This is a genomic window from Algoriphagus sp. CAU 1675 (assembly GCF_029222925.1).
Lineage (GTDB): Bacteria > Bacteroidota > Bacteroidia > Cytophagales > Cyclobacteriaceae > Algoriphagus.
This window is the reverse complement of sequence record NZ_JARHUI010000007.1, coordinates 49,182-70,043: the sequence shown is the minus strand read 5'-3', so window position 1 is coordinate 70,043 and position 20,862 is coordinate 49,182. Positions and strand designations below refer to the sequence as shown.

General features: G+C 42.4%; 15 protein-coding genes and 2 tRNA genes. 13 read left to right on the top strand and 4 right to left on the bottom strand.

From position 1 onward, the window contains the following. Positions 1-3 precede the first annotated feature (3 nt). The 3 genes from P2G54_RS15770 (at position 4) to P2G54_RS15760 (ending at position 2,017) form a co-directional block, all read left to right on the top strand. Complete coding sequence (locus tag P2G54_RS15770; RefSeq protein ID WP_275872510.1) at positions 4-945, top strand: 2-hydroxyacid dehydrogenase; 942 nt, start codon at positions 4-6, stop codon at positions 943-945. Positions 946-1,090: 145 nt separating this feature from the next. Next, positions 1,091-1,564, top strand: coding sequence for a transcription elongation factor GreA (gene greA, locus P2G54_RS15765; RefSeq protein ID WP_275872509.1), 474 nt, complete (start codon positions 1,091-1,093; stop codon positions 1,562-1,564). Positions 1,565-1,624: 60 nt separating this feature from the next. After that, positions 1,625-2,017, top strand: a complete 393-nt coding sequence (locus P2G54_RS15760; protein WP_275872508.1) for an HIT family protein — start codon at positions 1,625-1,627, stop codon at positions 2,015-2,017. Between the two features lie 63 nt (positions 2,018-2,080). Here P2G54_RS15760 and P2G54_RS15755 read toward each other — a convergent pair whose 3' ends face one another. The 4 genes from P2G54_RS15755 to P2G54_RS15740 form a co-directional block, all read right to left on the bottom strand. Continuing rightward, positions 2,081-2,515: a hypothetical protein gene (locus P2G54_RS15755; protein WP_275872507.1), complete on the bottom strand. Its 435-nt coding sequence runs from the start codon at positions 2,513-2,515 to the stop codon at positions 2,081-2,083. A 69-nt stretch (positions 2,516-2,584) separates the two neighbouring features. Further along, the gene (locus tag P2G54_RS15750; RefSeq protein WP_275872506.1) at positions 2,585-3,766 is read right to left on the bottom strand and encodes a class I SAM-dependent rRNA methyltransferase; all 1,182 of its coding nucleotides are present in this window, start codon (positions 3,764-3,766) and stop codon (positions 2,585-2,587) included. Continuing rightward, positions 3,753-5,150, bottom strand: coding sequence for a sodium:solute symporter family protein (locus P2G54_RS15745; RefSeq protein ID WP_275872505.1), 1,398 nt, complete (start codon positions 5,148-5,150; stop codon positions 3,753-3,755). Before P2G54_RS15745 ends, P2G54_RS15750 begins: the two co-directional genes overlap by 14 nt. Before the next feature lie 6 nt (positions 5,151-5,156). Further along, entirely contained in the window at positions 5,157-6,776 is a 1,620-nt protein-coding gene (locus P2G54_RS15740) for an ATP-binding cassette domain-containing protein (RefSeq protein WP_275872504.1), read from the bottom strand. Positions 6,777-6,919: 143 nt separating this feature from the next. Between P2G54_RS15740 and P2G54_RS15735 the strand changes: the two genes are divergently transcribed. The 10 genes from P2G54_RS15735 (at position 6,920) to P2G54_RS15690 (ending at position 20,851) form a co-directional block, all read left to right on the top strand. Continuing rightward, a complete protein-coding gene (locus tag P2G54_RS15735; RefSeq protein WP_275872503.1) occupies positions 6,920-10,072 on the top strand; it encodes a PKD domain-containing protein in 3,153 nt (1,050 codons plus the stop codon). Between the two features lie 33 nt (positions 10,073-10,105). Continuing rightward, the gene (locus P2G54_RS15730; RefSeq protein WP_275872502.1) at positions 10,106-13,789 is read left to right on the top strand and encodes a PKD domain-containing protein; all 3,684 of its coding nucleotides are present in this window, start codon (positions 10,106-10,108) and stop codon (positions 13,787-13,789) included. A gap of 30 nt (positions 13,790-13,819) precedes the next feature. Then, entirely contained in the window at positions 13,820-16,942 is a 3,123-nt protein-coding gene (locus P2G54_RS15725) for a PKD domain-containing protein (protein WP_275872501.1), read from the top strand. A gap of 72 nt (positions 16,943-17,014) precedes the next feature. Then, positions 17,015-18,028, top strand: coding sequence for a UDP-glucose 4-epimerase GalE (galE, locus tag P2G54_RS15720; protein WP_275872500.1), 1,014 nt, complete (start codon positions 17,015-17,017; stop codon positions 18,026-18,028). Positions 18,029-18,183: 155 nt separating this feature from the next. Then, positions 18,184-18,257: transfer RNA gene (locus tag P2G54_RS15715), tRNA-Asp, on the top strand. A 151-nt stretch (positions 18,258-18,408) separates the two neighbouring features. Next, positions 18,409-18,482 (top strand) — tRNA-Asp (locus P2G54_RS15710). Positions 18,483-18,531: 49 nt separating this feature from the next. Beyond that, positions 18,532-18,786, top strand: a complete 255-nt coding sequence (locus tag P2G54_RS15705; RefSeq protein ID WP_275872499.1) for a GIY-YIG nuclease family protein — start codon at positions 18,532-18,534, stop codon at positions 18,784-18,786. 123 nt (positions 18,787-18,909) lie between these two features. Next, entirely contained in the window at positions 18,910-19,164 is a 255-nt protein-coding gene (locus P2G54_RS15700; protein WP_275872498.1) for a GIY-YIG nuclease family protein, read from the top strand. A 123-nt stretch (positions 19,165-19,287) separates the two neighbouring features. After that, entirely contained in the window at positions 19,288-19,542 is a 255-nt protein-coding gene (locus P2G54_RS15695) for a GIY-YIG nuclease family protein (RefSeq protein WP_275872497.1), read from the top strand. A 361-nt stretch (positions 19,543-19,903) separates the two neighbouring features. Beyond that, entirely contained in the window at positions 19,904-20,851 is a 948-nt protein-coding gene (locus P2G54_RS15690) for an acetyl-CoA carboxylase carboxyltransferase subunit alpha (protein ID WP_275872496.1), read from the top strand. Positions 20,852-20,862 lie beyond the last annotated feature (11 nt).

Below are 20,862 nucleotides of genomic sequence, written 5' to 3'. Positions count from 1 at the left end.
ACCATGAGGATTCTTATTATTGACGAGATGCATTCAAGCATTATTCCTATGCTTGAAAAGGACGGTCACCACGTAACTTATTCTCCTAAAATCACCCGCGAAGAAATCATCGAGCAAGTAGGAGATTACGATGGACTGATCATCCGATCCAAAACTCCCATGAACCGTGAGTTGCTGGAAAAAGCATCTAACCTGAAGTTTATCGGTCGGGCAGGAGCGGGTTTGGATCAGATTGATCTTGATTTTATGGCTGAGCGTGGAATTCAGCTGTTTCATGCAGCAAAGGGGAATCGGGATGCAGTTGCCGAGCACGCAATCGGTGGACTCTTGGCTTTGTTTAACCATCTGATCCAAGCGGATTCAGAGGTTCGAAAAGGAATTTGGGATCGGGAAGGAAACCGTGGACATGAACTCATGGGGAAGACCGTTGGGATCATGGGCTTTGGCAATATGGGAGAGGCTTTTGCGAAAAGGCTCCGGGGGTTTGGAGTGGAAATACTGGTATATGATAAGTATAAGCAGGACTTCGGAACCGATAGAGTGCAGGAGGTGATTTGGGAAAAATTGAAAGCTGAAGCGGATGTTCTTAGCATCCATGTACCCTTGACTCCTGAAACCCGAGGTTTTTTTACTTTGGAAGAATTAAAGAGTTTTCATAAGCCATTTTGGTTGATCAATACTGCTAGGGGAGAAGTAATTAATTTTAAAACCCTGAATGATGCCTTGGATTTAGGAGTGTTAAAAGGTGCTGTCCTGGATGTTTTGGAAAATGAAAAATTTCAAAAATTCACTTCTGAACAAAAAGAGGAGTTTGAGAAATTGGCATCAAGAGGAAATGTGATTTTCAGTCCCCATGTTGCCGGATGGACTTTTGAATCTTATGAAAAGATCAACAAAGTACTGGTAAAACAGATCCGGGAGGCCTTTGGGAAATCAAAATCTTGAAGGTTGAGGTAAATTCTACCTTATTGCTTTCTATTTGACAATTACTATCTTTGTCTTATAAATATCAGAGGCAACAAACAAAGTAACGGTCCCCTCCATGTGACCGTTACTTTGTTTTTTGTGCCTTGTGTAAAGTCGAAAAACTATGAGTAAAGTACAATACTACACCGAAGAGGGACTGAAAAAGCTGAAAGATGAGCTTCAGGAATTGAAGACTAAAGGAAGAGCTGATATCGCTCGTCAGATTGCAGAGGCGAGAGATAAAGGTGACTTGAGTGAAAATGCTGAATATGATGCAGCAAAGGATGCTCAGGGACTTTTGGAACTTAAAATCGCAAAGTTGGAGGCTGTGGTAGGCAATGCCCGGGTTTTGGATAATTCCCAAATGGATCAGTCCAAAATCGGAATCTTGAGCACCGTTAAAATCAAAAATGTCAAAAACGGAATGACAGTTACCTACACGCTGGTTTCTGAGGAAGAAGCGGATTTGAAAGCGGGTAAGATTTCCCTTGCCTCTCCCTTTGGAAAAGGACTTGTTGGAAAATCAGTTGGTGATATCGCGGATATCAATGCACCTGCTGGAGTATTGCAATTTGAGATTTTGGAAATCAGTTATTAAGAATTTCTTTTCGAAATGTTATATCCCGGTATTCGCCGGGATTTTTTATTTTCGGGTATTATGGCAAGCATCTTTACAAAAATCATCAACCGGGAGATTCCCGCCCACATCATCGCTGAAGACGATCATCATATTGCTTTTTTGGACATCATGCCTTTGGTTAAAGGGCATGTTTTGGTAGTCCCCAAAAAAGAGCTGGATTACATTTTCAACATGGAGCCCCAGGAATTGGCGGATTTACATGTATTTGCTCAAAAAGTGGCCAAGGCTATAGACAAGACCATCAAGTGTACTCGAATCGGTGTGGCAGTAATTGGACTGGAAGTTCCACATGTGCATGTTCATTTGGTTCCCTTAAAAACCATGGATGACATCAATTTTACACGACCTAAATTGAAACTGTCCCAAGAGGAACTAGGAGAAATAGCAGAGATTATAAAAGGAGGTTTTTAACTCCAATGGGAACAAAAAAATCCGGATTGAAGAGTCCGGATTTTTTTATGGATTACAATGTGATTATCCCAACCAAGAGCCCCAGGGGATTCTGCTTAGAATCAACACAAGCGCAACAGCATACATCATGTAAATGCTTCTGAATTTTGAGCGGGAAGATTCCAGTTTTTTAGCTCGGGAATAGCCCACAGTGATGAGGACAATTGCAATGATGTTGATCAAGGGATGTTCTAGCGCCGTAAGCCTTGCGATTGGATCCGACATTGCACCTCCTCCAGTCAAAAGCTCAAGACCCAAAGGACTGATAAAGTAAAGTACCAAGCCTGCCAACAATTGAATGTGGGCCAGAATAAATGCGACCATGGCAATTTTTCGGTCTTTTTCGGTGAAATCCCTGCCGGTCAATGAACCAACTAGCATTAAGACGATCACAATAATCAAGGCAATCAGGACCAGATAAGCCAAGCCTGAATGTAAATGTTGTATCCCTGTGTACATGTTTTTAGTTTTTGTTTGGATGAAAATAGTTGAAAAGAGAATAAAGTACCCGGTAATTTGTTTGAAATTTTACTCCACAAAAAGTACCAGGCCTTTCAAGTATTCTGTTTCAGGGTGAAAGATATTGATGGGGTGGTCGGCAGGCTGGGAAAGTTGGTGTAAGATTTTGACTTTTCTTCCCGATTCCAGTGCAGCTGCAGTAATGGTATGGGTAAACAATGCCTTGTCCACTACTTGACTGCAGGAGAATGTAAATAAAATACCTCCTGTTTTAATCTTTTTCAAGGCTTCTGCATTGAGCCGCTTGTAGGCCTGCACGGCATTGTGCCGGGCTTTGATGTTTTTGGCAAATGCAGGTGGGTCTAAAACGATAATGTCATAGTCGTCACCAATTTCACGGATGTATTTGACCACATCAGCCACCTTGGATTCATGCTTTTCCTTGATTTGACTGTTTAGGTTTATGTTTTCTTCTGTCAGTTCTATTGCTTTAGGGGAAATGTCCACGGAATGAACTTCTGCAGCCCCTTCAAGTAAGGACAATACCGAAAAACCTCCTGAATAGCAGAAAGTATTCAATACTTTTTTGTCCTTTGAATAAGAAGCCAGCAGTTTTCGGTTTTCTCTCTGATCTATAAAAAAGCCGGTTTTTTGACCTTTTTCCCAATCAATACGATAGGTCGCTCCATATTCTTGGACCAAGTCAGTCTCAGGCTTTCCAATGATCCATTCATTGGAGCTTATCCCCAGATTTTTGGGAAGCGTTTCAGCACTTTTGTCAAAAACTCCGCTCAGTTTATCTCCATAGGTATTTTGAATGGCTTGAGCGACTTCACTTACATGCTGATGCATTCCTATATGGTGGGCCTGGATTACAGCAGTTCCATTGTAAAAATCCACAATCAGGCCGGGAAGCAAATCCCCTTCCCCGTGGATCAGTCTGTAAACATTCGTTTCAGGGTTTTCGGTCAGGCCCAAACTTTTTCTCAAAGAATAAGCAGAGGCGATCTTTTCATTCCAGAAGGATTGGTTGATTTCTCTTTTTTCAAATGAAATAATCCGAACCATAATGGAACCATTGGAAAAATGTCCTATTCCCAAAAACTCCTTATTGGAGGAAAGAACTTCAACCAATTGTCCGGATTCTAAATTGGGTTCCATTTGGGCAATAGCGCCTGAAAATACCCAGTGATGTCTTCTTTTGAGGGAGATTTCCTTTCCCTTTTTTAATATGATTTTAGAGTAGTTCATTCGATGGTGATTTTTTGTCAGGGAATCTATAGCTGCCGAATAGCATGGAAAGAGCGCTGACTGCCAACCCGAGAAGGTGAGCCGGGATGAGTGTTTCAAAGTTTTGAAATCCCAAATAAGCGATCATTCCAAAAACCATGGACATCAATGCGCCCATTTTTGATGCTTTTCTCCAGTATAGCCCAGTAGTGATTGGAACAAATAGGGATACCAGCATCAATATAGAAGCTCCAGCTACCAATTCATAAATATTGGATTTGATGGTAGCCATGATGGTGGCAATAATTGCTACTAAGACAATATTTGCGCGCAATATCCACAGGAAATGCCTGTCATCAAGCTTCTCTCCGAAATAAGGGCGGATGAGGTTTTCTGATATAATCGCAGAAGGGGCAAGTAAACCCGAACTGGTCGTACTCATAATCGCTGAGATCAAGGCTCCAAAAAAGACTATCTGTACAGGTAAACCTCCGTGTTGAAGCACCATTGATGGCAGCAGCATTTGTTTGTTTTCCAGATAAAGTTCGGGGTAAAGGACTTTTGCCCCAAGTGCGATAAATAATGGTAGAAGCCCAAAAGTAAGGTAAAACCCTCCGGCTAAATAGGTGGATTTTACCGCAATATTTTCGGATTTGGCGGACATGACCCGCTGATAGATATCCTGTGAAGGGATACTCCCTAGTCCAAGAATGATCCATGCACCAAAATAATTAACCCAAGAGAGTATATCCGCTTGAGGAAAAAACTGAAAACTTTCAGGAGGAGCTTGAGAAAGGATTTTCTCCATTCCCCCGGCTTCCTGGGTTACCATCAATGCAACCCAAATCAATCCGATGACAATCATGGTGGTTTGGATGAAATCGGTAATGGAAATGGCCCACATTCCTCCCAAAAAAGTATAGAAAACCACTATGCCAGCAGATATCAAAATTCCCTCTGTCAAGCTAATATCCGTCACGGCGCCCAAGACCAAACTTAAGGCAACCAATTGGGCAGCTACATAGCCAAAGTAAGCCGGAATCATGAAAATGGAAGCAAAGAAACCAATCCGGCTTCCAAAAATCCTTTTGAATACGTCACCAATGGTTAAAACCCCCATTTTGTACATGGGACGGAGGTAGAACATCCCAAACAAAACCAAACAAAGAGCGCCTCCGAAGGGATCCTCGATTACACCGATCAGGCCTTCTTCAAGATAAACTGAGGAAGCGCCAAAGATAGTTTCGGATCCAAACCAGGTAGCAAATAGGGCAGAAGCAGAAAGAAATAGCGGGAGCGATCTTCCCGCCAATACAAAATCATCAGAACTTTTTACCAGCCTGGAGGACCAGGCGCCTATGACCACAGTGATGGCCAGATAGGCTATGATCGCGGTAAGAAGCAAGTTCTCTTAACTTTTAGAGTACATTTTTTCCCTAAGTGCCTTGATTTCCTCGCTTTCCAGGTAATCATCGTAATTCATTCTCCGGTCAATTGTTCCGTTTGGAGTGAATTCAACGATTCGGTTGACAGAGGACTGCACAAATGCATGGTCATAGGAGGACATCAAGACCGTCCCGGAGAATTCAATTACCGCATTGTTGAAAGCAGTGATGGACTCCAAATCCAAGTGGTTGGTAGGCTCATCCATGACCAGCAAGTTTGGGTTTTGAAGCATCATTTTGGAAATCATACAACGAACTTTTTCTCCTCCGGAAAGGACTGTACACTTCTTTAAAGTCTCCTCTCCTGTGAAAAGCATTCTTCCCAAAAACGTTCTCACATAGGCTTCTTCCTGATTGCTGGAATATTGTCTCAACCAATCGATCAGGTTGAGATCCGAATTGAAATACTTGGAGTTGTCGTTGGGCAGATAAGCCTTGTTGATGGTTACGCCCCATTTGAAGCTTCCCTTAGTCGCAGGTTGATCTTCCATGATAGTTTGGAAGAATTTGTTAACTGCCTGCTTGGTTTTGGAGATGAAAGCGATTTTATCACCCTTGTCTACCATCAGGTTGACATCTGTAAAATAAGTGGTGCCATCCTCTTTTAGCTCGAGGTTTTCGGTCATGAAAATCTGATCTCCTGCTTCCCGCTCAGGCTTGAAAATGATTCCTGGATATTTTCTGGAAGAAGGCTCAATATCATCCACATTGAGTTTTTCGAGCATTTTCTTACGGGCAGTTGCCTGCTTGGATTTTGCCACGTTGGCAGAGAATCTGGCGATAAATTCCTGAAGTTCTTTTCGCTTTTCTTCAGCCTTCTTGTTTTGGTCAGAGCGTTGCTTGAGGGCAAGCTGGGAAGACTCGTACCAGAAAGTATAATTACCGGAGTAGATTTTGATCTTGCCGAAGTCAATATCCACGATATGAGTAGAAACTGAATCCAAGAAATGTCGGTCGTGAGAAACAACAATTACAAGGTTTTTGAAATTAACCAAAAAGTCTTCCAACCAGCCAATGGTATCCGCATCCAGGTCGTTGGTAGGTTCGTCAAGGATTAGGATGTCAGGGTTTCCAAATAATGCCTGAGCAAGCAAAACCCTTACTTTTTGGTTTCCTGCCAAGTTTTTCATCGGCTGGTAATGCAAGTCTTCTGAGATGCCCAATCCGGAAAGCAAAGCCGCGGCGTCGGATTCAGCATTCCAACCGTCCATTTCGGCAAATTCAGCTTCCAATTCAGAGGCACGAATTCCATCTTCTTCAGAAAAGTCCGGCTTTAGGTAGATGGCATCCTTTTCCTCCATGATTGCATAGAGTGTTTTGTGTCCCATCAAAACGGTTTTTAGTACTTCCACTTCATCAAATTCAAAGTGATTTTGCTTCAATACTGCCATTCTTTGTCCAGGAGTGATGTTGATAGCACCAGAGGTGCTATCAATTTCTCCGGATAGTATTTTCAAAAAGGTAGATTTTCCGGCTCCGTTGGCTCCAATCACACCATAACAGTTGCCTGGGGTGAATTTGAGGTTGACGTCTTCGAAAAGGGTTCTTTTTCCAAATTTTAGGGAAAGATTATCTACTGAGATCATTCGTTTTTTTCTTTTTTTAGAAGCCGCAAAGATAGGGATTAAATTTTTGCCATTGCCCGAAATAAGGCCTTTTGAATAAGCAAAATTGAGGCTGTATCATTTAATCGAGATTATTTTTTGCAGTTGCTTATATTGAAGCCTAAATGTTTGGAAAAGAAGAAATGAGGAAAGTTTACTTTCTGTTTTTTTTGGTGTTTTTGGCAGTACATTTTGTTGCCTTTGCCCAGGTTTCAACCCTTGGAAAAGAGTTTTGGGTTGGCTTTATGGAAAACAATAAAATCCCGCCGTCCAATCAAGGAATAGGGGCGTCGGATTATGCCGTGTTGGTGATTACTGCGGCGGAGAATACTTCTGGATCTATAGAATATTTGGGGAGAGTTGCCAATTTCAATCTCTCTTCAGGACAGCAGTATACTCTACGTGTTTCATCGGACGACCTGGATTTGCTACACCGGACATCCGGGGCGGTTGAAAATAAGGGAGTATATATCTCAAGTTCAGGTAAAATAGCAGTTCATGCATTCAATGAGCGGGTTAGAAGTGCAGATGGAACCGTTGTGCTTCCTGTAGGAACCTTGGGACGTGATTATTACATCACTTCGCATTATGAAACCCTCACCGCTTTTGTTCAATACGATGGAAATATCAATGATGAAAGCACACTCTTGGTAGTGGCAACAGAAAATGATACAGAAATAGAAATCACTACATCCGTTACGACTCAAAGTCAATATCCGGGAAACTCTCCTTTTACAATCAAACTCAACAGAGGCCAAAGTTTTCAATTGAAAGCAAAGGCTGATTTGACTGGATCCCGTGTTCGTGTTGTCGGAGATGGTGGAGATGAATGTAAAAAGATAGCGGTCTTTGGAGGAAATAAATGGACCTCAGTAGGGAATTGCGGGGAAGCAAATGACCATCTTTTTCAACAGGCTTACCCTGTAAATACATGGGGGACTTCTTTTGTCCATGTGGGTCTTACGGGGAGAACCTCAGGTGAATTGGTTAAAGTCCTTGCATCCGAGGATGGGACAGAAGTCCGCGTCAATGGAGCCCTCAGAGGGGTAATCAATCAAGGGAAGTGGCTTTCCTTGGAATTTGGCGCTAATCAGTCTGCTAAGATTGAAACGTCCAAGCCTGCGTCCGTGACGGTGTTTTCTAAAAGTCAGGCTTGTAATGTTGCAAACGCAGCAGGATCACAGACGGGTGACCCTTTTATGATCACTTACAGTCCAAGCGAGCAATTTTTAACAGAACTTACCTTCAACTCTATGGATTTACCCTCCATTGTGAACCATTATGTCAATATAGTGGTCAAGGCAGGTACTGAAAATCAAACTATTTTGGATGGGCAGGCGATAGGGAATCGTTTCTCACTGCTTCCATCAGATCCAAGCTTTGCCATTGCAAGTGTCAATATCAGCCGAGGGGTTCACAGGCTTTCCAATCCTGATGGTTTTGCAGCATATGCCTATGGTTTTGGTGAATTGGAGTCCTATGGGTACGCTGCCGGAGCGGCATTGGAAAACCTGAATTTTGAAACATCGGTAGCTTATGAATTTGAAGTTGGCGGTGATAAAACAGCCTGTTTGAATCAGGAAGGCGGTTGGAGTATCCTTTCTGAGAATCCAGATTTCACCTATTTCCTTTGGGATTTTGGAGATGGGTCACCCTTGAAAGAAGGAAAGGATGTTTTGCATACTTTTTCCGAACCCGGCGAATATGAGGTAAAGGTCTCGGCTGCAATAAGCCCCAATTCATGCGATGAATTGGAGGAAGTGTCCTTTTTCGTCGAGGTATACCCTTCAGAAGTTGAAATCTTGGGACTTTCCTCTGTTTGTCCGAACGAGGAAGGCATAGTATACAAAGTCAATAAAATCGGAGATGTTTCTCACGTGGAGTTTTCCATTACAGGAGGGGAGATCATTGAAAACTATGGTGATTCTGTATTGGTAAAGTGGGGGGACCCCAGTGATTCTGCACAACTTTTGGCTATTCCCTATACTGAGGCTGGTTGTCCCGGTGAGGAAGAGGTCTGGCCGGTAATTATCAATCGAAGGTTGGATGCAGAATTGCCTCAAGGTGCAGTTCAGGTATGTTTTGATCCAGCAGCTTCTTATTTCTATTCGGCTCCGAATTCCAGTGCTGGAAGGGCTTATGATTGGACTGTTTCCGGTGGACAAATAATTGGAGGAGAGGGAAGTGGTGAGATTGGGGTGGTTTGGGATCAAGCAGGGATAAAGGGTGAAGTATCTTATACGGTTTATAGTTTAGTTGATGCCTTATGTGAAGGGACTTCAGAAAAGTTGGAAGTTAATGTTACCGATGAATTATTGCTGTCTGTTTCTGACTTGAAAAACCTTTCATGTTCTGGAAGTGCATTAGGGGAAATTAGTATTCAGATCAGTGGTGGTGTGGGGCCATATCAAGTGGAGTGGGCCCATGATTCTAAATTGGATAGCCCATCTATTTCTGGACTTGTAGCTGGAACCTATTCAGTCAAAGTAACCGATCAGATTGGCTGTGAAAAAAAATTGGAAAATATCGAGATCGTGGAACCGGAACCTTTGGAAGTTGTTTTATTGAATTCCGAAGGAACTTCCTGTTATGGGAAACCGGATGGAAGAATCACCCTAGAAATTACCGGGGGAATACCTCCTTATAGTTTGGATTACAATGGCGTAAATGAGTTTTCAAGTAGCATAACCATAGACGCAATGCCACAGGGATTGTATTCTTGGATTGTTTACGATTCCAATGGCTGTGAAATTGAAGTTCCCTTCGAGATTACTTCTCCCTTGGCTACTGAAGTGGACGTAAGGCTTTTAAAGCCAGCTTGCCCCGGAGGAAATAATGGGGAGTTATTAGCCGTGCCTGCTGGTGGTGTCGCTCCTTTTGTTTATTATTGGGACGCTCAATCAACCCTTGGCAATCAATTACTTGGTGTTTCAAAAGGAAGTTATTCTGTATCTGTGACAGATGCGAATGGCTGCGTCGGTATGGGTACAGGAGAGATGATAGAAGAAGCGCCCAAAGTCCGGATGCCCACCGGATTCAAGCCCGAAATCGATCAGGAATTGTTTTCTTCAGTTTCAAACTGTGAAATATCGTTTGAATTGTGGATTTACAATCGATGGGGTCAATTGGTCTATTTCGGGGATACTGGTTGGGATGGCATGATTTATGGAAGTAAATCAACCCCTGGGACTTATTCCTTTAGGTTGCAGTATTCCTTCCCTTTGGATGGAGAGATAAAAGTGGTAAACAAACAGGGGACATTTGTTCTTATTAGATAAATTCAACCAAATTGAAAAAGACAAAAGCATAGCATGAAGCACTTAAAAGGATTGGTACTAATCTTTTTTGTGTGTGTTTCATTTTTCAATAGCTACGCCGGTTTTGCGCAGCTCAACACAGTAGGTAGGGAGTTTTACCTTGGTTTCATGGAAAACAAATTCATGGAAAACAGGGTTGATGAGGCTGCATTTGTGATAGTCGCCCAAGAAGCTTCCTCAGGTTCCATTCTATTTATGAATCAAACTGTTGCTTCCTTTTCTCTTCAGGCTGGTCAAACTTTTTTATATAGAATACCCACTACAGATCTTGTAAATGGGATGATCCATAGAGATTCAGAAGTGGTTGAGGAAAAAGGAGTGAAGATTTCCGCATCTGGGGATATTGCAGTTTATGCATATAACCTTAGAGGGGCCAGTTCTGATGCAACCCTAGTTTTGCCGATAGAAGTCCTTGGGAAAGATTATCTGGTTACTTCACATTATAATGAACCCTCTGTTGGTGATAATCTTGAAAGTACCCTGTTGATTGTAGCAGTGGAAGATGATACCCAAATAGAAATAATCCCGAAAGCTAATACAGTAGGTGGTGTAACTGCTAATACACCTATAACCATTTCTTTAAATGCCAATCAAAGTTATCAGCTTAAAGCTTTGGGGGATCTCACTGGATCCAGTGTAAAAGTGACCAATGGGGTTGAGGGAGATTGTAAGTACATTGCTGTTTTCGGAGGAAATAAAATGACTCAAGGAGCTACTTGTGGTAGTACTTCAGATCATTTGTTTCAGCAAACTCTTCCAACTTACCTCTGGGGCAATTCTTACATTCATGTGCCTTTTATGGGAAGGGCATCGGGGGAGTTGGTCAAGGTTTTGGCATCTCAGGACGGAACACAGGTCTTTTTAAATGGTATAGCTTCCGGGACAATCAACGCAGGTGAATTTCTGACTTTTGATTTTGGGGCTGATGAGGTTGTTGCAATTGAAACTACGGCACCTTCTGCTGTAAGTGTAATTTCAAAAAGCCAGTCATGTGATGTAGGTTCTCTAACCACCTTCGGAGACCCTACACTTATCACTTACAATTCCAATGATCAACTGTTGAAGGAAGTGACGATTTTCCCTGACAGGTTTATGGATTTTTTATACCACTACGTCAATATTATCGTGCCAACTTCCTCTGTTAATTTGACCGAGCTGAATGGGAATAATATTGGAAGTCAATTCAAGCCAGTCTCTGGGAATCCAGAGTTTTCTTTTGTTCAACTGCAAATTGATAAAGGAACCAATACAATTTCCAATCCCGAGGGGTTTTTGGCATATGCTTATGGATTGGGTAGTAGGAACTCCTACGGTTATTCTGTTGGAGCAGCCTTTACCAATGATCTTTATGAAGCCAATAGTACCTATCCCTTTGAAGTTGTCGGAGACAGAGTGGCTTGTTTTGGGCAGGAGGGAGTTTGGGAAATAGTGCCTGAGAGTAAGTTATTTGATACTTTTACCTGGGATTTTGGAGATGGAACCCCCGCTAGTCCGGGGCAAATTGTTTCTCATACTTTTCAGACAGAAGGAATTTTCCCAGTCACTGTTCTAGCCTCAAAAGGTTCTGGAATTTGCGCTTTTGAACAAGAGTATATATTCGAAGTAGAGGTCAAAAAAGTAGTTGCTGAGGTACTTGGCCCTGATGCCGTTTGTGCTTTTTCTGAAATTACCTACACCCTGGGAGATACTTCCAACTTTGAAAAAATCGTGTGGGGTAATGTGGTTGGAGGGACTGTGCTTTCCTCTACAGACCAATCCATTACGATTGAATGGGGAGATGTGAATTCAAACGCTTCATTGGAAGCATATCCCTATGCTCCCAATGGATGTCAGGGCGAACTTATCGCTATTCCTGTGGTAATTGGAAGTACTGTGGAATTGGAAATACCAACCGGTGAAAACCAGATTTGTGGTCCACAATCCCAAAGCAAAACCTATGAAGTTCCCAATCCTTCTTCTGAAAGTACTTATGAATGGTTTGTGACAGGGGGAACTATTCAAAGTGGAAATGGAACAGTTTCCGTTGAGGTATTATGGGATTTTGACGCTCCAGAAAATAGTATATACTATGTCAGAAATGACTCTGGAACAGGAGCTTGTGGTGGTGTTTCAAAGGAACTTGTCATTGAGAAAATTTCCGAGGTTGTTATTCCTGGAATTGAAATTTCAGGCTCGGCTTCAGTTTGTCCACAGGCAGAAATCACTTATTCTTTGAATAATCCCGATTTGGTAGGGTTTGTTGACTGGATAGAAGTTATTGGTGGTACGATTGTTTCAGAGACGGATAAGACGTTGACAGTTTTTTGGGAGGGAGAGCCAGGATCTAGCGGGTCGATTTCTGCTATTCCTTATACACAAGATGGTTGTCCCGGACAGTTGTTAGAGTTGGCAATTGTCACTGAAGAAACTCAAACAGTAGGACCTCCGGTTGGTTCTCAGGTCATATGCGGCCCAGAAATCCAATCAATTTCCTATGAAGTAAGCAATCCGGTCGGTGGTAATACATACCAATGGAATATTGTCGGTGGGGAAATTATCAATGGGGATGGTACAGAGACTGTGGATGTAGTCTGGGATATTACGGCTCCTGAAAGAAGCCTGGGCTTTGTAGAGATCAGTCCGGATCCATCCGTTTGTTCCAAAATTTCCGAAACCTTGCTAATAGAAATTATCGACCCTATTTCATTAGTGGACGTAGTGCCAGTTTCACCAGCTTGTCCCGGAGGTTCAGATGGTTCATTGGCATTGGTTGTTGCTGGCGGAACGGGAGACTTTTCCTATAAGTGGAGTCATGATTCTACTTTGGAAGGTCCATTGGCGGAAAACTTAGAATCGGGAACCTATACAGTTGAAGTAGTGGATTTGTCCGGTTGTGGTTATGCTGAGTTCACCTTAGTTTTAGAAGATCCGGACGGCATACAAACCGAAGGACAGATTGAATATTTTACTGCAACATGTTCAGACGGAAATGATGGAAGTTTCCGGGTAAAGCTTTCTGGCGGCGTTCCCCCTTATCAAATTGAAGGTGTAGAGTCCTCTTGGGACGGAACATATTTATATGCATCAGGCCTCTCTGTTGGACCTTTTTCCTTAAGTATTTTAGATTCGGAGGGCTGTAGCTTGCCTCTTACGGGAGAGATTTCAGGGGGAGAACCTATGACTTTGCAATTTGTGCAAAACAGTCCAGGTTGTCCCGGTGGAAATAACGGATCTTTATTCGTGGAGGTAAGTGGGGGTGTTCCACCTTACAATTATTCATGGGATACTGGAGGCCCTGTGGCAATTGCGACGATGGGTCAAGGAGTGGCAAATTCATCTTCAATGATTAGTGGGCTTCCTTCAGGGCAATATTTTGTAACAGTTAGTGATGCAAATGGTTGTCAGGTAAGAGCGTATGGAATGATTGCGGAAAGCCAGCCCCAGGTGAGAATGCCAACCGGATTCAATCCCGAAGAAGGCTTGTATGTTCCAATTTCGAATTGTTATTTGAATTTTGAAATGCAGGTTTTTGACCGTTGGGGAAATATTATTTATATGGGTTCAGATGGTTGGAATGGCAAAGCCAAAGGAGAAGATGTTCCTCCTGGGGTTTATACTTACTTGGTAGTTTATCAATTTGAGGAAGATGGCACCAATCAATCGGCCGAAAAAAGAGGGAGTTTCACTTTAATCCGGTAAATTTCCTTGGTGAAGCTGGATAAAAAAGTGATGAGAATAGACCTTTATATTCGACAAGTAACTCTGTTGTTTTTTCTTCTCCTGCCCGGTTTTTTTTCATTTGGGCAGACTAGTACTGTTGGGAGAGAGTTCTTGCTAGGCTTCATGGATAACAACAGGAGAAATACCCAGCCGGACCGAGTGGTATTGATCATTACTGCGAATGAAAAGGCTGCCGGAACAATCCAAACCCCCAAGCAAACCATTACTTTTTCACTAGAAGCTGGAGAACAGTTGATCCGGGAATTTGACGGGGATGAAGAAAGTGCCATTCACAGAGAAAGCGGTAAAGTTGAATACAAGCCTTTTTGGGTGAAATCATCTGGAGATATCACGCTGCACGCCATCAACGGAAGGGAATACAGTTCGGATGGAACCGTTGTATTGCCATTGACTGCCTTGAGTACAGAGTATTTGGTGACCGCCCATTTTGATGTGTTTGATCCCAGTCAAAACCCTGGAAGTAACCAGAATTTTGAAAGTACATTATTGGTGGTGGCAACTTCCAATGATACGGAAGTGGAAGTGATTCCCAGTGCAAGAACAGTCAATACAATTCCGGCAGGTTCCCCGATTCGATTTATCTTAAATGAAGGGGAAAGTTATCAAATTAAAGCTTTGGAAGATCTTACTGGGTCTAGGGTCAGGGTATTGAATGCGGGTGAGAACGACTGTAAACTAGTTGCGGTATTTGGTGGAAATAAGACCAGCAGTGCGGGAGATTGCGGAACCAGCGGGGATCATATTTTCCAACAGGCATATCCTCTGGAAAGTTGGGGAAAATCCTATATCCATATCCCTCTAGCAGGAAGGACCTCTGGTGAAATCGTAAAAGTGTTGGCTTCTCAGGATGATACGGAAGTCCGGATCAATGGGCAGTTTGTGGGAACATTAAACGCAAGAAAGTTTGCCAAATTTGAATTTGCCAAAAATGAGACTGCAGTAATTGAAACCAGTAAACCGTCTTCCGTGGCCGTAATTGCCAAAAGCGGTGGCTGTAATGAGTTTGGAGTGGCTCCATTGGGAGATCCTTCCCTTTTCACTTTGAGTCCCAATGAACAAAGGTTGAAAAACATTACTTTTTCTACAGGAAAGCTCATCGGAAGTTTTAACCAGAATATAGTTCATTATCTGACGGTACTCGTTCCCAAATCGGCTGTTTCTCAAACCATCCTAAACGGTCAGAATATAGGAGGAGATTTTTTGCCAATCCAAGGTTCTGATTTTGAATATGCCAGGGTCAAGGTGAATTTTGGGGTGAATCAACTTATTAATCCTGAGGGTTTTATAGGGTATGTTTATGGTTCGGGCTCCATTGAATCGTATGGATTTGCAATTGGGGCTAGTCTGCAAAACCTCCAATTTGAAACTGAAACCACTTATGATTTTGAAGTAGATGGTGATAAAGTAGCCTGTTTGAACCAAGAGGGAACATGGGAAATACTTCCTGAAAACTCTGAGTTTAAGGTTTTCGAGTGGGATTTTGGAGATGGATCTGAATGGGTTTCAGGACAGGAGGTTACTCATATCTACGAAAAAGAAGGGAAGTTTTTGGTAACCGTTTATGCTTCAACCGGCGAGCAAAGTTGTGGTGCTGAAACTGAATTTACATTTGAAGTGGAAGTGAACCGAGTCTCAGCCGAATTAAAAGGTCCGGAATCAGTTTGCCCGGACAGCCGTGAGACTGTTTACTTTCTTGAAAATCCCGAACAAGTGTATTCTGTTCTTTGGGAGCAGTCAGGTGGAACCATCATTTCTCAGGATGATTCCTCAATTACCATAGATTGGGGGATTGCCAATCAAGATGCCTATGTCCGTGCCATTCCTGTTGCTGAAAATGGATGTTTGGGTGAAGTTTTGGAAATTAAGGTGGAAATCACGGACGATTTTATCCCTGAAAAGCCTGAAGGTCAAGAGGGGATTTGTGGAACTCTAGCTTCTATTTTTCTCTATTCAATTCCATATCCTTCAGATGACAAGAATTATGTATGGTATGTGGAAGGGGGACAAATTCTTTCAGGGCAAAATACAGTCGAAGTTGAGGTGAATTGGGATTTAAATGCGCCTGTTCGATCCTTGTTTTATGAGGAAAGTAACGTAGTAGATGGGAGTTGTGCCGGAACTTCCGAAGCCTTGGTGTTTTCTATTTATGAGGAATTAATTGTCCAAGTGGAGGAGGTGGAAAACCCAAGTTGCCCGGGGAGTGTCGATGGGAGAATAGAATTGAGTGTAAGTGGAGGTTCAGGTGAGTTTGTATTTGTCTGGGTTCACAATTCAAATTTGGAAGAACCTTTTGCAGAAGGGCTTTCTTCCGGTACTTATGAAGTAAGAGTCACAGATCTTTCGGGATGTGCAACCAAACTTTTGGAAGTAGAATTGGTAGATCCTAAACCATTGGAGTTGGGGATGATTGATTCCAAATGGACTTCTTGTTCCTCCTCAGAGGACGGAAGTTTGATTTTGGAAGTAAAAGGAGGGACAGCTCCTTATTCTATTGCGGGCTTTGAATCTGAATGGGATGGGAATCAGCTAACGATAATTGGTTTTTCCAAAGGAATACACCAATTACAGTTGATGGATAGCAAGGGATGTACTTTGGAATTTGAGGCAGAGGTGGGAGGGCCTGAAGAGCTAAGTTTGGAATTTATAGAGGAGAGTCCAGGTTGCCCTGGCGGTTTGGATGGGGGATTAAAGGTTGTTCCTTCGGGTGGAACTCCTCCTTATTTCTTTGAATGGGAGAACGGATTATCAACTCAGAATATTGACCAATTGGCTTCGGGTGAATTTTTTGTCCGTGTTACGGACTCCAATGGCTGTGAGGTGTCCGGGGCTGGCAAAGTTTCTGAAGCAAAACCCCAGGTTAGAATGCCAAGCGGTTTCAATCCAGTAGAGGGGCCTTTCGTTCCAGTTTCAAATTGTAGTATCACTTTTGAGTTGTTTGTCTTTAATAGATGGGGACAACTGATGTATAGTGGATCTTCAGGTTGGGACGGGATTTTTGAGGGAGAATTTATGCCTCCCGGAGTTTATTCTTATTTATTACAATATGAGTTTGCATTGGATGGAGAGTTTGAGAAAGAAGAAGTCAACGGTGCATTTACCTTGGTTCGTTGAAGTTTTTGATTATTGACTGTCTTATTTGTTCCTTTTGGATAGTTTTGCCCAAGACAAACTTTTAAAAGTATTATGAAGAAGATTTTGATCACTGGTGGAGCTGGATATATTGGCTCTCATACCGCAGTTGAATTAATCAATGCAGGATTCGACCCAATAGTATTGGATGACCTTTCTAATTCCGATGAAAAAGTTTTAGATCGATTGGAAGAAATTTCTGGCAGAAAATTGACTTTTTATAAAGGAGATTGCAACGATAGGATTTTGTTGGATCAAATTTCTTTTGAGCATGAATTGGCAGGTGTTATTCATTTTGCAGCATTCAAGGCAGTGGGTGAGAGTACCCAGTTTCCTTTAAAATATTATAAGAATAATCTGGGTTCTCTTTTGGTTTTGTTGGAGTTTATGAAAGATCAGGGTATTAAAGATTTGGTGTTTTCCTCCTCCTGTACTGTTTATGGTCAACCGGATCAACTTCCTGTAACAGAATCTACCCCAAGAAAAGAAGCAGAAAGCCCCTATGGAAATACAAAAAAGGTTTGTGAAGATATATTGGTCGATTATGTTAAAAGTAAACCCGGAATAAGGGTTATTTCTTTGAGGTATTTTAATCCAGTGGGAGCTCATCCAAGCAGTAAAATAGGGGAGTTGCCTTTGGGTGTTCCTAATAATTTGGTGCCCTACATCACCCAGACTGCTGCAGGTATCCGAAAGAAGTTGACTGTTTTTGGAGATGATTACGATACTCCGGACGGGACCTGTATCCGGGACTTCATCCATGTAATGGATTTAGCGGATGCTCATGTCAAGGCCTTTTCTTTTCTCAATCACCAAGAAATGGATTATTACGATGTATTCAATGTAGGAACAGGGAAGGGAAATACCGTGTTGGAGGTCATTCAGGCATTTGAAAAAGTGAATGACCTGAAACTGAATTATGAAATAGGGCCAAGGAGAGAAGGGGATATTGAAAAGATCTGGGCGGATACAAAAAAAATCAATGAGGAGTTGGGCTGGTATTCTAAATATTCATTGGAGGATTCCATGAGAGATAGCTGGAATTGGCAGAAAACATTGGGAAATTAAGCTTAGAGAGGGAAAATTATCTCCCTGAAAAAGAAGTTTATACAGAAAAGGAGAAGAAATTTTAAAATTGCCTTTTGTAAAAATAGATCAAAACAATACCTTTGCATCACTCAAAACCAAGGGAAGAAGCGATTCGGTTCTTGGCTTGATAAAAAGGAGCGGTAGTTCAGCTGGTTAGAATGCCTGCCTGTCACGCAGGAGGTCGCGGGTTCGAGTCCCGTCCGTTCCGCAAAAGATGAAGCAAGTTCATCAAAGTTTATCAGTATTGGAGCGGTAGTTTAACTGGTTAGAATGCCTGTCCCGATTCATCGGGAAGGTCTTAGATTCCAGTTGCGTTTCTTGCTAAGTGATGAAGGAAGTTCATCGAAATTAAAAAAAATGGAGCGGTAGTTCAGCTGGTTAGAATGCCTGCCTGTCACGCAGGAGGTCGCGGGTTCGAGTCCCGTCCGTTCCGCAAAAGCCTCAGATTGTTCTGGGGCTTTTTTGTTTTTAGACTAACGGCTATGGATTTTTATGTTTACATCCTCAAGTCAGAGAGAGACGGTTCCCTTTATGTAGGTTCATCCCAGAATCCTGAAGACCGATTATTAAAACACAACCGGGCGCATAAAGGGTATACAGCACGAAAACGTCCCTGGAAAATTGTGCATGTGGAAAAGTACGAAACGAAATCCGAGGCGCTAACAAGAGAGCGTTTTATCAAAAGACAGAAATCAGCGGTGTTCATAAAAGAGTTGATTTCCGGTCCTGCTGGTTAGAATGCCTGTCCCGATTCATCGGGAAGGTCGCGGGTTCGAGTCCTCCCGAGGATCGGGACAGGCTGTCCGTTCCGCAAAAGCCTCAGATTGTTCTGAGGCTTTTTTGTTTTTAGACTAACGGCTATGGATTTTTATGTTTACATCCTCCAATCAGAGAGTGACGGTTCCTTTTATGTAGGTTCATCCCAGAATCCTGAAGACAGACTTTTAAAACACAACCGTGCGCATAAAGGGTATACAGCACGAAAACGTCCCTGGAAAATTGTGCATGTAGAAAAGTACGAAACGAAATCCGAGGCGCTAACAAGAGAGCGTTTTATCAAAAGACAGAAATCAGCGGTGTTCATAAAAGAGTTGATTTCCGGTCCTGCTGGTTAGAATGCCTGTCCCGATTCATCGGGAAGGTCGCGGGTTCGAGTCCACCCGAAGATCGGGACAGGCTGTCCGTTCCGCAAAAGCCTCAGATTGCTCTGAGGCTTTTTTGTTTTTAGACTAACGGCTATGGATTTTTATGTTTACATCCTCCAGTCAGAGAGTGACGGTTCCTTTTATGTAGGTTCATCCCAGAATCCTGAAGACCGATTATTAAAACACAACCGTACGCATAAAGGGTATACAGCACGTAAACGACCCTGGAAAATTGTGCATGTGGAAAAATACGAAGCGAAATCCGAGGCGCTGACAAGAGAGCGTTTTATCAAAAGACAGAAATCAGCGGTGTTCATAAAAGAGTTGATTTCCGGTTCAGCTGGTTAGAATGCCTGTCCCGATTCATCGGGAAGGTCGCGGGTTCGAGTCCTCCCGAAGATCGGGACAGGCTGTCCGTTCCGCAAAAGCCTCAGATTGTTCTGAGGCTTTTTTGTTTTTAAACTAATAGCTATGGATTTTATGTTTACATCCTCCAGTCAGTTTATGCCTGGTTGTTGATAAAATGTAATTACTCAAATCCTATGCGGGTTCCTGATTCAATATGAATGTTTACACTTGAAGGAGTTTTTCCAGAAGCCTTTCTAGGTTTTGGAATAAAATGATTTTGTCAATACTTGTATTCTGAATTCATTTTGGGTTTGTCACTCAGGTATATTCCTTATCTTTGTTCGTTTCAAAAATCACCAAAATGGTATTAGAATTCGAAAAACCAATAGCTGAATTGGAGCAAAAACTTCAGGAAATGAAGGATTTAGCAAAAGGTAGAAATATCGATTTAAGTTCGGATATTGAGTCTCTGGAAGAAAAAATCCTTGCTTTGAAAAAAGAAACTTTTCAAAACCTTACTCGCTGGCAGCGGGTACAGTTGTCCCGACACGCTGATAGGCCTTATGCTTTAGATTACATTTATGAAATCACGAATGAATTTATAGAACTTCACGGTGACCGAGGTGTAAAAGACGATAAAGCCATGGTTGGGGGACTAGGGGATATCGACGGAAGGACTGTGATGTTTATTGGACAGCAAAAAGGCCGTAATACCAAGCAGCGTCAAGAAAGAAATTTTGGCATGGCTAATCCTGAAGGATACCGAAAAGCCCTCCGTTTGATGAAAATGGCGGAGAAGTTCGGGAAGCCAATTGTAACCTTGATAGACACTCCCGGTGCTTATCCTGGACTTGAAGCCGAGGAAAGGGGACAAGGAGAAGCAATTGCAAGAAACCTCAAGGAAATGTTTATGCTGAAGGTGCCTGTAATTTGTATTATCATCGGTGAAGGAGCCTCCGGAGGTGCATTGGGAATTGCCATTGGTGACAAGGTGTATATGCTAGAGAATACATGGTATTCTGTAATTTCTCCAGAATCCTGTTCTTCTATTCTTTGGAGGTCTTGGGATTACAAGGAGCAGGCTGCAGAAGCCTTGAAACTGACTGCTAGTGACATGAAAGGAAATGGATTGGTGGACGATATTATTCCAGAGCCTTTGGGAGGTGCTCACAAGGATCTAAAGTGGATGTCCAAGGCTATTAAAGAAACCATCCTTACAGCTTTGAAGGATCTGGATAAGTTGAAGCCTGAACAAAGAATTGAACAACGCATCGACAAATTCTGCTCGATGGGTGTAGTTGTAGAATAAATTAATAACCC

Excerpts from the sequence above, each read along its gene's own strand:
- galE (WP_275872500.1), top strand. The coding sequence starts at position 17,015 with ATGAAGAAGATTTTGATCACTGGTGGAGCTGGATATATTGGCTCTCAT.
- P2G54_RS15735 (WP_275872503.1), top strand. The coding sequence starts at position 6,920 with ATGTTTGGAAAAGAAGAAATGAGGAAAGTTTACTTTCTGTTTTTTTTG.
- P2G54_RS15770 (WP_275872510.1), top strand. The coding sequence starts at position 4 with ATGAGGATTCTTATTATTGACGAGATGCATTCAAGCATTATTCCTATG.
- P2G54_RS15700 (WP_275872498.1), top strand. The coding sequence starts at position 18,910 with ATGGATTTTTATGTTTACATCCTCCAATCAGAGAGTGACGGTTCCTTT.
- P2G54_RS15750 (WP_275872506.1), bottom strand. The coding sequence starts at position 3,766 with ATGAACTACTCTAAAATCATATTAAAAAAGGGAAAGGAAATCTCCCTC.
- P2G54_RS15725 (WP_275872501.1), top strand. The coding sequence starts at position 13,820 with ATGAGAATAGACCTTTATATTCGACAAGTAACTCTGTTGTTTTTTCTT.
- P2G54_RS15755 (WP_275872507.1), bottom strand. The coding sequence starts at position 2,515 with ATGTACACAGGGATACAACATTTACATTCAGGCTTGGCTTATCTGGTC.
- P2G54_RS15730 (WP_275872502.1), top strand. The coding sequence starts at position 10,106 with ATGAAGCACTTAAAAGGATTGGTACTAATCTTTTTTGTGTGTGTTTCA.
- P2G54_RS15695 (WP_275872497.1), top strand. The coding sequence starts at position 19,288 with ATGGATTTTTATGTTTACATCCTCCAGTCAGAGAGTGACGGTTCCTTT.
- P2G54_RS15705 (WP_275872499.1), top strand. The coding sequence starts at position 18,532 with ATGGATTTTTATGTTTACATCCTCAAGTCAGAGAGAGACGGTTCCCTT.
- P2G54_RS15760 (WP_275872508.1), top strand. The coding sequence starts at position 1,625 with ATGGCAAGCATCTTTACAAAAATCATCAACCGGGAGATTCCCGCCCAC.
- P2G54_RS15690 (WP_275872496.1), top strand. The coding sequence starts at position 19,904 with ATGGTATTAGAATTCGAAAAACCAATAGCTGAATTGGAGCAAAAACTT.
- P2G54_RS15740 (WP_275872504.1), bottom strand. The coding sequence starts at position 6,776 with ATGATCTCAGTAGATAATCTTTCCCTAAAATTTGGAAAAAGAACCCTT.
- greA (WP_275872509.1), top strand. The coding sequence starts at position 1,091 with ATGAGTAAAGTACAATACTACACCGAAGAGGGACTGAAAAAGCTGAAA.